Raw genomic sequence first — 12,056 nt, 5'->3', positions numbered from 1 at the left:
ACGCTGGAGAGAGGAATGAGTAAAAAACTGGTCTTGTTTGACGCGTATGGCACCTTGTTGGATGTGTATTCAGTCACCGACGAGGCTGAATCCGCGTTTCCCGGGCAGGGCAAGGCACTGGCGCTGTTGTGGCGAGACAAGCAAATCGAATACACCCGCCTGCGCGCTTTGAGCCAGCGTTACAAACACTTTTGGAACATCACCGAAGACGCGCTGGACTTTGCCTGCGAGGCTTTAAAACTCAATTTGACCCCGGATGTACGGCAGGCACTTTTGGCCTGTTACGCCCGGTTGAGGGCTTATCCAGAGAACGTAGAAGTGTTGCAAGCCCTGCGGCGAAGCGGCATTCGAACCGCCATTCTGTCCAATGGCAACATCAAAATGCTGGACACTGCGGTGTCCGCGGCAGACATGACTGACTGGCTGGACGCTGTGCTGTCCGTGGAGCCGCTTCAAACCTTCAAGACCGATCCACGGGTTTATCAATATGGACTGGATTACTTTGGCGTGGAGGTCAAAGAGGCCTTGTTTGTATCCAGCAACTGTTGGGATGTGTGCGGCGCGACCTGGTTCGGCCTGGACACCGTCTGGATCAACCGGCTTGGTTTGCCGCTGGAGCGTCTGGATGTGGTGCCCGTTCGCCAGGGCAACAGCCTCAGGGCAGTGCTTGAACAACTGAACCTGTCCTGAAGATACGTCACCTCTTGGGGTGATGCCAGAGCCTGCTTTTTGCATTTCACCCCAGTTCATGGCAAGTTGGCCAAAACAACAAAGTTGCCTGTCAGTCCTGTTGATTCATATCAAGCAGGAAGCAACACAGTGAGCGGTGTACATTTTTCCGCCTTGACGGCTAAAAACGACATTGTCGATGAAAGTGCAATTCGCAATCACATTGCGAAAAAAGCTGGTTACGAACTGCGTGGGCAGGGGTCGTATCAGGCCATCCATCGTTTCGACCGGTTCTGTAACTGGGTCATGGGCAACACAGCGGTTGAACGTTACAAACGTTCCTACTTCGAATCGAACCAGCACGCTGCGGCTGCGTTGGTGGCTGCCCGATACCGGGCAGTGATTCGTGGCGAGCCCGCCGACCTGAACGACGATGACACTTTAAAAAGTCGCGTTTACCGCAATGACTTCATCCGCTACAACCCCGGCTTACGCAATGGCCTGCGCAAATCCATCACGGGTAAGCAGGATCCCGAAAAGCCATTTATGACACTCGGCAAGTCTGGCAGAAACCGTTGGGCCATGTTTTTGACGCGATCGGCCCACTTCACAGATGGTTTGAATGAACTGGCTGCTGCACCAACCGGTCTGAGTGTCAAGATTTCCAAACTGCTGATTACTCCAACCTTAAAAGATCACAGTTTGAGGTCTTACGCACGCCTGCTTGTGTGCCTGCCTGTGATTGCCATCGCGGTCTCTGCCGCCATCTTCGGTTTGGTGACCAAAGCCATGGGGGATGGGTGGTCAGCTTTTGCCCCCCAGGAGGCAGTCAAGCTGCTTGCCAAACTGGACGCTGTCTCAGGCTTGTTGGGGGGCATCACCTACCTGTTGGGTTTGGGCAGTGCAGCTTTGATGAAGCACGATCGACTGACCGACCCCATGCTGGCCCATATTGACAACAACAGGCAGCGCTACATGCAGCGGCTTGTGCGGGTATTGCGGGGCGCAATTTCACAACCTGGTGCCTTGCACCTTCTACGTCGCGCTTTGAATATTCATGACAAAGCGGACAGTCCGAGGGCGGCTCTGTTCAATGGCCTGCTTGATGCAGTCAGGGCCAACGGCGATCAGGACGCTGCAGAACGGGCAGTTGAACGGGTACTGGGCCGGCATTTCACACTCAAAAATGGATTGTCAGACGAGGGTTGCAATTGGCTGAATGCACAACAGCGTCAAGACCGTCGAACCCTGGCCAGCCGCGAACGTGATTTCGTGAAAATCACCAACCTGCTTGAGCATGCGCGCACTGAAACACACATTGGTGATGACGGCTTTAACAACCATCGAACCAACATCGAGAAAGGGGTGGCCATTCTCCGAGGCAAACTGGACAAGCTGGCAGCGTCCAGGTCCAGAGTTGAAAAGACTCGAAAGTTGGAGGAGCCATTTTCTGTCGATCGCATACTCAGCAATCCCCATCAATATGCCTGGTGGGTGCGAGGGGGGGGCTGCGCCGCAAAACTGGCCTACGTACTCAGTTTTGGCGTGGCCATGTCAACCAACTATCTGTTGACCCGGCCTTTCGCAGCCGCGCATCGGGCGATTGAGGCCAAATGCACTGGGGGTATTCATTCACGCAGCCTCAGTTTCAGCTTCGGACGGCTGGTTTCAGGCTTCGCCTGGGCCGGTATTTTCTTCGGGTGTGGCAACGCCTTGAGCGGAATTGAACTGTTCAAACTGGGTGGCAAGGTGGCTGTCAATATCAGCAGCACTGCAGTTCAAATGTTGGGAATCAGTGCGGCTGGGGCAGTCATTTCCGCCATGTTGGTGGGCGCTTTAAAAACCATGGGCGGATACAAAGGGGACAGCAAGGCCCCAATCAATTACCAGAAGGCACCCCCGGGCATGCCGCCTGTACGCTGGATATAAATTAGATGGGCATAAAAAAAAGCCACCCGAGGGTGGCTTTTTTGTTGAATACGATATGTCTATCAGATAGCCACAACGTTTTCAGCCTGAGGACCTTTTTGGCCTTGTGTCACTGTGAAAGACACTTTTTGTCCTTCTGCCAGTGTTTTGAAGCCGTTGCCCTGAATGGCGCTGAAGTGCACGAACACGTCGGGACCGTCAGCACGTGAAATGAAGCCAAAGCCTTTTGACTCATTGAAGAATTTTACTTGGCCTACTACTGTATCAGACATATCTATATCCTGGATCTCTAAACTAAATTGAACGAAATAGCTAAAAAAATGGGTAAATCGAGAAACAGAACACGCGACAAGCTGGGCTTGGATTTGAACTGACCTGACGTAGCGCCATATTTCTTTGCTTCTTGCAGTTTAGAGTAATCCAGGCGTCTGTCAAGCAACATTTGCGGTATGCGGGGCTTTTTGATCCGTTTTGCACTTTTGTTTCACAGTTACGTCATATTTCTTTGATCTGTCTGTCATCTTTCGTCCGTAAAGTCAGGGCCATTGTTCTAACAATGAGACCCTGCGATGGAAGCATTCAAACAAGAATCCCTACGCGACGCCTTGTATTTGTCCACGCCAGCCCGCTCAAAAGGCCCTGCGCTGGACGTGTGTCTGGCCAAAAACGCCAGTGAAGTGCTGGAAGCACAAAAGCTGCGCTTCAATATTTTCTCTGAAGAATACGGTGCCATGTTGGGTACCAATGGCATCGACCATGACGTGTTTGACGCCTACTGCGACCATTTGATTGTGCGAAACACCGACACCGGTGAAGTGGTGGGCACGTATCGCATTCTCGCCCCTGAAAACGCAGCCCGCCTGAAGTGCTGGTATTCGGAAACCGAGTTTTTCATGAACCGCATTGAACGCCTGCGTGCAAGCACCGTGGAAGTGGGGCGCTCATGTGTGCACCCTGATTACCGCAGTGGCGGTGCCATCATGCTGTTGTGGTCGGGCATTGCGCAGTACATGAAGTTGGGTGGCTACAAGCACCTGATCGGTTGCGCCAGCGTCAGCCTGCGCGACGGAGGCCACCAGGCGGCAAGCCTGTACAAACAGTTGGAACCCTACATGGCCGAAGCCAAAAGCCAGGTCTTCCCGAAAAACCGCCTTCCGATTGAGCGCCTGCGTTGTGACGTCGGCATTGAGCCGCCACCCTTGGTGAAAGGTTACTTGCGCCTGGGTGCCAAGGTGTGCGGCGAGCCCGCTTGGGATCCTGATTTCAACACGGCAGACTTTTTGATGTTGCTGTCGATTGACCAAATGAGCGAGCGTTACGCCCGTCACTTCGGGTTTGTCTGAATCGCAAGGTTCAGCCCTATTTTTTTCCATTGATCGGCTTCTGTTTCCAGGCCGTATTGGGTCAACGGGTGGGCTTGCAGCCAGGGTTTAGGCAGGCTCAACTTCACACCATTTTCCTGCAGTTTCAGTTTGATGTCGGGCAGCACGTCCATGTCCCGGCGGCGCAAAAACAGACAGGCCAGCCGCAGGCTGAGGGGCGCAATCCATTCGCGTGGGTCGTTGGCGATGCCGCTGACCTTGTTCAGCTTGCCATTGTGAGCCAGTACCCAGGTGGCAAGCTGGCTTTGTTCTTTGCTGGTAAAGCCGGGCATGTCGGCATTGCCCAGTATGTAAGCGGCGTGTTTGTGATGCCCGTTGTGTGAAATCGAAAGCCCGATTTCGTGCAGGGTGGCAGCCCAGCGCAGCAGGTGCAACTGGTGCGACAAATCTGGCCCATTGTTCATCAATTGCTGAAAAAACTGCTCGCTGAGAATTTGCACACGCTTGGCGTGTTCAGGGTCAATGCTGTAGCGGTTAGCAAATTGCGCAACCGTTAATTCGCGCATGTCGTGGCTGGCTGTGCGCCCCAGCAGGTCGTACAAAATGCCTTGGCGCAGTGCGCCTTCGGTCACTTCCATCTGCTCGATGCCCAGCTCTTCAAACACGGCGCACATAATGGCCAAGCCACCGGGCATCATGGGCAGGCGGTCAGTTTTCAGGCCCTGCAGGGTGATGTTTTGCAAATTACCGGCTTCAATGACGTGTTTGCGAATGGCTTCCAAGGCGCTGGCGGAAATACCGTGTTCGGTAAAGCCGTTGCTGACGCAGATTTCAGCCAGTGCGCGCGCCGTGCCCGATGATCCAATGACATGGGTCCAGCCCATGTCGGCCAACTGGCGGCGCAGCACTGTAATTTCCTTGCGGGCACTCAAAATGGCGTTTTTCATGCTTTTGGCGGTGATGGTGCTGTCTTTGAAGTGCACCTGCGCCGTGCTCACGCAGCCAATGTACAGGCTTTCCATGGCGATGGGCTCGTAGTCTTCGCCGATGATGAATTCCGTGGAGCCGCCGCCGATGTCCACCACCAGCCTGCGGCCCTGGCCCAGTGGCAGCTGATGGGCTGCGCCGCAATACACCAGCCGTGCTTCTTCAACCCCCGCAATAATGTCAATGTCAAACCCCAGCGCCTGTTCGGCCCGTGCGATGAACTCTGGCCCGTTGCGTGCCACGCGCACAGCGTTGGTGGCCACCGCACGCACACGGTCAGAGTCGAATGAACGAATTCGTTCGCCGAAGCGTTTCAGGGTTTCAATGGCCCTTTGCTGGGAATCTTCATCCAATAACTTGGAGGCGCTGAGCCCAGCACCCAATCGAACCGGTTCACGCAGGCTGTCGATGATGTAAATTTGAGGTTGGCCGTTGATTTCTTCAACGCGGGCAACAATCATTCGGAAACTGCTGGAGCCCATGTCGACAGAGGCTATGAATTGGGGCTGGCTTGGCATGTTCTGCATCAAAGTGAATTCTTTGCCAAAGGATGCCACAAATGCATGACAAATTTGGCTTGAACGGGGCGTTCAGCGGCTTTCAAATGTTTGTAATAATTCTGCAATAAGATGATGGTTTCAAGGTATTTACCAAAGGCAATTGCATGTTGAAAGTGTCGCCAGTGTCTGATGTACAACCCAACAAAGAGTTGTACCTGAACCGCGAGTTGGGCGTGTTGGCCTTTAACCGCCGCGTGCTGGCGATGGCGCAGGAGCCACACATTCCGCTGCTGGAACGTTTGCGTTACCTGTGCATCGTGTCCAGCAACCTGGATGAGTTTTTTGAAATTCGCGTGGCTGGCCTGCAGGAACAAATCCGCCAGAACCCCGATTTTTTTGAAAACGACGGCATGACTGTGGCTGAAACACTGCGCCGTGTGTCGCAAGAGGCACAGGAACTGGTGGATCTGCAGTACCGTTTGTTGAATCAGGAAGTCATGCCTGCCCTCAAAAACGAAGGCATTGTGTTTTTAACAACCAATCTGTGGAACGAAGAACAGGCGCATTGGGCCAAGCAATATTTCAAATCGGATGTGTTGCCAGTGCTGACACCCATCGGGCTTGACCCGGCGCACCCGTTTCCGCGCGTGCTCAACAAGTCTTTGAATTTTGCAGTTGAATTGTCGGGCAATGACGCGTTTGGGCGGGCTTCCCGGGTGGGCATTGTGCAAGCGCCCAGGGCATTGCCGCGTTTGGTTCGCATGCCGCAGGCCATTTCCGGTCATCCTCACGCTTTTGTGTTGTTGACCTCAATCATGCAGGCTTTTGTGCCCGATCTGTTTCCGGGCATGGAGGTGCATGGGGTGTACCAGTTCCGCGTAACCCGCAACAGCGATTTGTACGTGGACGAAGAGGAAATTACGAACTTGCGCGTGGCTTTGCAGGGCGAACTGAGTCAGCGTCACTTTGGCGATGCTGTGCGTTTGGAGGTGTCAGACCAGTGCTCTGAATCCATGGTGCGTCGCCTACTGAAGGAATTCAATCTGAATGAACAGGCTTTGTATCGCGTTAACGGCCCAGTGAACCTGGTGCGCTTGATGCAGGTGCCTGATTTGATCGACCGGCCTGATCTGAAGTTCATGCAATTCACGCCGGGCCTGCCCGCCGCTTTGAACGTCGAGCCAGACATTTTTGCTGCCATTCAAAAAGGCGATGTGTTGTTGCATCACCCTTACCAAAGCTTTAACCCGGTTTTGGAATTCATCAAGCGTGCGGCGCAAGACCCGCACGTGGTGGCCATCAAACAGACCATTTACCGCACCGGCACTGATTCCGCGCTGATGGAAATGTTGTTGGCGGCGGCCCGGTCAGGCAAAGAGGTCACGGTGGTGCTGGAACTGATGGCCCGCTTCGATGAAGAGGCCAACATTCAGTGGGCGTCCAAGCTGGAGCAAGTGGGTGCCCACGTCATTTATGGCGTGGTGGGGCAAAAAACCCACGCCAAGATGTTGATGGTGGTGCGCCGAGAGAAATCAAACGGAGGCAAGACCGTGCTGCGCCGTTACGTGCACTTGGGCACAGGCAACTATCACCCGCGCACGGCCCGGCTTTACACCGACTTCGGCCTGTTTTCTTGCGACGACGCGCTGGGGCAAGACGTTCACGAGGTGTTCAACCACCTGACTGGTCTTGGTCGCGCCAAAAAGCTCAACAAAATCTGGAACTCGCCGTTCAACCTGCACGCCAATGTGGTGGCCGCCATTCGCAAAGAAGCTGACAATGCCCGCGAAGGCAAGAAGGCCCGCATCATGGCCCGCATGAACGCGCTGCTTGAACCGCATGTGATCAACGAGTTGTACGCCGCTTCACAGGCGGGCGTGAAGATTGACCTGATTGTGCGCGGTGTGTGCACCTTGCGCCCCGGCGTACCAGGCTTGAGCGAACACATCACGGTGCGTTCCGTGGTGGGTCGGCTTTTGGAGCACAGCCGCGTGTTCTATTTCTACAATGGCGGGCAAGAAGACGTGTTCATTTCCAGCGCCGACTGGATGGACCGCAACTTCTTCCGCCGGGTGGAATTGGCCGTGCCCATCACCGACAGGCGCCTGAAAAAACGGGTGCTGGACGAAGGTTTGAAGGTGCTGCTGGCAGACAACCTGATGGCTTGGGGCATGCATTCGGATGGTTCGTATACCCGCAAAAAGCCCACGGGCAAGCGGCGTGTGCATGCACAGCTGCAATTGCTTTCAAACCTGACTGTGAATTTCAAAGACCCGCTGCTTGAAGTGCCTTCGGCGGATTAGGGTGGAATAAAACCGGCTGCTATCGCCTGCGCACTTCAAACACGGCGTCCACTTCCAGCAGGTGGCTGAGTGCGGTTTTTAATTGCGCGCCGCTGCTGACCTCGGCAGTGAACTGCATTTTTGCCACACCGCGCTGGGTTTCGGTTTGCACGCCAATCACGTTGATTTTGTCGCGCGAGAACACCTCGGTGATGTCGCGCAGCAGGCCTTGGCGGTCGTTGGCGCTGACCACGATGTCCACAGGGTAATGCAGGCCGCCGCCAGCGTCGCCCCAAGTGGTTTCAATCAGCCGTTCGGGGTGCGTGCGCATTACTTCGGCCAGGTTGGTGCAGCCCAAGCGGTGAATGGAAACGCCTTTGCCGCGCGTCACGAAGCCTATGATGGGGTCGGGTGGGGCAGGGCGGCAACAACGCGCCAGGTTGGTCATCAGCGCGCTGACACCCACCACCAGCACACCCGATTCACCGGTGTGCGTGTCGCTTTTCGTGGTGGCGCGCTTTTGAATAATCTCCAGCTGTTCCTGCTCTGAAAGCGGACCTTCCTGACTGCCCGGCGGCTTCAGGCTGTTTTCAATGGCACGCGGGCGTATTTCTTCCCGGCTAAGGGCCACATACAGGTCTTCGGCCTTCTCGAACCCCAGCTTCTGCGCCAGCAAATCGTGGTTCTGGGCGGTTTGCCCAATGCGCTGCAATTCCTTTTCAGCAATGGCGCGGCCGCGTTCCAGCGTTTCACGCCTTTCTTGCTGGGCAAACCACTGCTTGACCTTTTGGCGAGCGCGGTGGCTGATCAGGTATTTCTGCGTGGGGTTGAGCCAATCGCGCGAAGGGCCACTGGCGGAATCGGCGCGCGCGCTGACAATTTCCACCGTCTGCCCGTTTTCAAGCGCGGTGTTCAACTGCACCATTTGGCCGTTGACCTTGGCACCCCGGCAGCGGTGGCCCAGCTCGGTGTGCACGTGGTAAGCAAAATCAAGCGGCGTGCTGCCCATGGGCAGTTCGACAATTTTGGCCTGGGGTGTGAACACGTAAACGCGGTCATCCAGCGCGCTGGTCTTCAGGGTTTGAGCCCAGTCGTTGGCTTCGCCCATGGTGTCGGTAACGTCTTTCTGCCACGCCAGCAGTTGGCGCAGCAGGGCGATGCGTTCTTCAAACCGGCCTTCGGCGCGGCTTTCGCCCTCGTAGCCGTCACGGCCCGATTCTTTGTAGCGCCAGTGCGCAGCCACGCCGTATTCGGCAAACTGATGCATTTCCTCGGTGCGAATTTGCACCTCAAGGGTTTTGCCGTGCTCGTCTTGCACCACGGTGTGCAGCGATTGATACCCGTTGGGTTTGGGTTTGCTGATGTAATCGTCAAATTCCTGCTCGATCGGCTTCCACAGGTTGTGCACAATGCCCAGCGCGGTGTAGCACTCGTCGATGGTTTTCACGATAACCCGGCAGGCCCGCACGTCGTACAGCTTGTCGAAGCTGATGCCCTTGCCGCGCATCTTGTTCCAGATGCTGTAAATGTGTTTGGGGCGGCCCGATATTTCGCAGCTGATGCCCGCTTTGGCCAGGGTGCTCTTGATGAGTTCCATGGCGGAATCGATGAATTGCTCACGCTCAATGCGCTTTTCATCGAGCATCTTCGCCACGTTTTTATAGGTTTGCGGCTGCAGAATTCGAAACGACAGGTCTTCCAGTTCCCATTTGACCTGCCACAAACCCAGGCGGTTGGCCAGAGGGGCGTACAGGTCGAGGGTTTCTTGGGCGTGTGAAAGGGCGTAATGCCACAGCTTGCCTTTTTCAGCCTTGATGTCGGGGTGGCTGGTGAAGTGTCGCAGTGTTTGCAGGCGTGAGCACAGGCGGATCACGATGACGCGAATGTCGGTGGACATGGCCAGCAACATTTTGCGCAGGGTTTCGATTTGATCGGCCCACTTCAGGGTTTGAATGGTGTTGGTGCCCACGTGCGGGCCAATCATGGAGCGCATTTTGAACAGCTTGCGCAGGCTGGCCAACATTCGGCCCACTTCTTCGCCGAACTTGCCCTCCATTCGGGCTTCCAGGTGTTTGTCAAAAAACACCAGCGGGCCCAGCACACCGGCAATGCGGGTGTTGGCGTCGGTTCGCAGTTCGGCAAGCAGGTCGGCCACGCCCAGCATGTGTTTGATGGCCAGTTCTTGAGTGTCCAGAAGTTGGTCGCCCACGTGGCTTTTGGCGTATTCAAGCGCCTCTTGCACACGTTCCGCGTCGGTTTTGTTCAACTGGTAAAGCGCGGCGGCACTGGCGTCGCCGTTGACTTCAGACCCGAGCGTTGAGGAAACAGAAACCATGTTGGACCTTGAGCTGATCGTGGCTCTATTCTAATTCAAAAAGTCCTCGACGATTTTGATTTGGTCCGCTTGCATGAATGTGGGTGCATGGCCTACTCCGCTCACCTCGACGCACCGGGCCTTTGGGCCCCGGTTGGCCATTTGGGTCACGGTTTGGCGAGAAAGCAGGTCGGAATGTTCGCCACGCACCACCAGTGTTTGGGCAGAAATGGCGTCGTAGGCGGCCCACAAAGCATTTTCGTTGGCTTGCACTGTCACTTTGGACAGGTCTTTGAAAGACGCGGCAATGGCCGGGTCGTAGTGGGTGGTCCATTGCCCGTCCTTTTGCACCAGCACGCTGTCGCACAGGGTGTTCCACTGGGCGTCCGAATGGGGTCCGAAGGGCTCGGAAATGCTTCGAATGTACTGCCGGGCTTCCGCCTGGGTTTTGAAATGCTGTTGTTGGCCCACGTAGGTGCCAATTCGCGTCAGGGCTTCAAAGCTTAAGCTGGGGCCAACGTCGTTCAGAATGAGCTTGCGCACCGGGTTGTGCGGCAGGCTGGCGTACCCCATGCCGATCAGCCCGCCCATCGACGTGCCCAACCAATCAAGCTGACCGGGGTTGATGCGGGCCACCAAGGCCACACAGGCACTGACGTAAAAAGGAATGACGTACATGGCACCGGCTGGCAGCCAGTCGGACAGGCCGCGGCCCGGCATGTCGGGGGCGACGATGCGGTATTTTGAACCCAGCGCCTGCGCCAGTGTCTCAAAGTCAGCACCTGTTCGAGTCAGGCCGTGCACAGCCAACAGGACATTCGGATTGCTGGGGTCGCCCCACTCGCGGTAGCCTAAGTTGTGCAGTCCTTCGGGGCTTAACCATTGAACGGTGTGCAAGCGCGCTGTCAGCATTATTACCTATTCTCCTGAATTCGTTTATGCATCAGGCTGACAGTATTTCACGGTTCAAGCAACTACAGAGAGGTCAAATTTGAAATTCAACGAGATGAATGCCCTGGTCACCGGATCAACAAGCGGAATCGGATTGGGCGTGGCCCAGCGCCTTGCTGCCCAAGGTTGCAACATCATGCTGAACGGTTTTGGCACGGCAGAACAGATTGCCGAGGCCAAGAAAGCGATTGAAGCCCACGGCGTAAAAGTGGCTTATTCAGGTGCCGACCTGTCGAAGCCCGACGAGATCGAAACCATGGCCAAAGAGGCACAAGCCGCGTTTGGTCACATCGACGTGCTGGTGAACAACGCCGGCATTCAGCATGTGTCACCCATTGAAAGTTTCAGCGTCGACAAGTGGAACGCCGTAATTGCCATCAATCTGAGTGCCGCCTTTCACACCACACGCCTGTTTTTGCCGGCCATGAAAGAACGCAACTGGGGCCGCATCATCAACATTGCATCGGCCCATGGCTTGGTGGCCTCGGCCAACAAGTCAGCCTATGTTGCGGCCAAGCACGGCATTGTCGGCTTGACCAAAGTGGTGGCGCTGGAAACGGCGCAAACCGGCGTAACCTGCAACGCCATTTGCCCAGGCTGGGTGCTAACCCCACTGGTGCAGGCGCAAATCGACAAACGCGCCGCAGCCGAAGGCATTTCCGTGGACAAGGCCAAAATTGAACTGCTGGCTGAAAAGCAACCGTCGCTGGAATTTGTAACGCCCGAACAGTTGGGCGGACTGGCCGTGTTTTTGTGTTCAGACGACGCGGCGCAGGTGCGCGGCGCAGCCTGGAACATGGACGGCGGTTGGGTGGCGCAGTAAGTTTTATTCGAGTACTTTGATGTTGGAACCCGCCCTTGTGGCGGGTTTTTAAATTTGAATTTTAAAAACAGCTTGAAGTTGAAGCGTTGTTGCTGCTGCATTGTGACCGGACCTGTTTTTTGCTTGAGAACCTTATTGCCGCTAAGGTTTGGGGTTGCACAAATTCAAAATTTTTTTAACGTATGCCAATTATTCAATTCCTTCATCCGCACAATGACCTTGCCCTCGTTTAATGGATACGTTAACTCGAACTATGCAGCCTTCCCGTTGAGGGATTTG

9 protein-coding genes are annotated in these 12,056 nt (G+C 55.4%); 5 read left to right on the top strand and 4 right to left on the bottom strand.

Features of this window, described 5'->3' with window-relative positions; translation table 11 throughout:
* The first annotated feature begins 15 nt into the window (after positions 1-15).
* A complete protein-coding gene (locus QQJ87_RS10345; RefSeq protein ID WP_284281624.1) occupies positions 16-690 on the top strand; it encodes a haloacid dehalogenase type II in 675 nt (224 codons plus the stop codon).
* 129 nt (positions 691-819) lie between these two features.
* Positions 820-2,598, top strand: a complete 1,779-nt coding sequence (locus QQJ87_RS10340; protein ID WP_284281623.1) for a hypothetical protein — start codon at positions 820-822, stop codon at positions 2,596-2,598.
* Between the two features lie 62 nt (positions 2,599-2,660).
* On the opposite strand, the gene QQJ87_RS10335 is transcribed toward QQJ87_RS10340, so the two are convergent.
* A complete protein-coding gene (locus QQJ87_RS10335; protein WP_284281622.1) occupies positions 2,661-2,870 on the bottom strand; it encodes a cold-shock protein in 210 nt (69 codons plus the stop codon).
* Positions 2,871-3,167: 297 nt separating this feature from the next.
* Here QQJ87_RS10335 and QQJ87_RS10330 point away from each other — a divergent pair, with 297 nt between their 5' ends.
* The gene (locus QQJ87_RS10330) at positions 3,168-3,941 is read left to right on the top strand and encodes a GNAT family N-acetyltransferase (RefSeq protein WP_284281621.1); all 774 of its coding nucleotides are present in this window, start codon (positions 3,168-3,170) and stop codon (positions 3,939-3,941) included.
* On the opposite strand, the gene ppx is transcribed toward QQJ87_RS10330, so the two are convergent.
* Positions 3,923-5,425, bottom strand: a complete 1,503-nt coding sequence (gene ppx / locus QQJ87_RS10325; protein ID WP_284281673.1) for an exopolyphosphatase — start codon at positions 5,423-5,425, stop codon at positions 3,923-3,925. The genes QQJ87_RS10330 and ppx overlap by 19 nt on opposite strands.
* Before the next feature lie 146 nt (positions 5,426-5,571).
* On the opposite strand from ppx, the gene ppk1 reads away from it, so the two are divergent.
* Positions 5,572-7,710 (top strand): polyphosphate kinase 1, encoded by a 2,139-nt coding sequence (gene ppk1 / locus QQJ87_RS10320; protein ID WP_284281620.1) that lies wholly within the window; start codon positions 5,572-5,574, stop codon positions 7,708-7,710.
* 19 nt (positions 7,711-7,729) lie between these two features.
* On the opposite strand, the gene QQJ87_RS10315 is transcribed toward ppk1, so the two are convergent.
* Entirely contained in the window at positions 7,730-10,024 is a 2,295-nt protein-coding gene (locus tag QQJ87_RS10315) for a RelA/SpoT family protein (protein WP_284281619.1), read from the bottom strand.
* Positions 10,025-10,054: 30 nt separating this feature from the next.
* The gene (locus tag QQJ87_RS10310; RefSeq protein WP_284281618.1) at positions 10,055-10,915 is read right to left on the bottom strand and encodes an alpha/beta fold hydrolase; all 861 of its coding nucleotides are present in this window, start codon (positions 10,913-10,915) and stop codon (positions 10,055-10,057) included.
* A gap of 94 nt (positions 10,916-11,009) precedes the next feature.
* On the opposite strand from QQJ87_RS10310, the gene QQJ87_RS10305 reads away from it, so the two are divergent.
* Positions 11,010-11,777, top strand: a complete 768-nt coding sequence (locus QQJ87_RS10305) for a 3-hydroxybutyrate dehydrogenase (RefSeq protein WP_284281672.1) — start codon at positions 11,010-11,012, stop codon at positions 11,775-11,777.
* Positions 11,778-12,056: the final 279 nt, after the last annotated feature.

It is taken from the genome of Limnobacter litoralis, assembly GCF_030160455.1.
Lineage (GTDB): Bacteria > Pseudomonadota > Gammaproteobacteria > Burkholderiales > Burkholderiaceae_B > Limnobacter > Limnobacter litoralis.
Note: the sequence above shows the minus strand (reverse complement) of the source record. Positions and strands in the feature narration are given on the sequence as shown.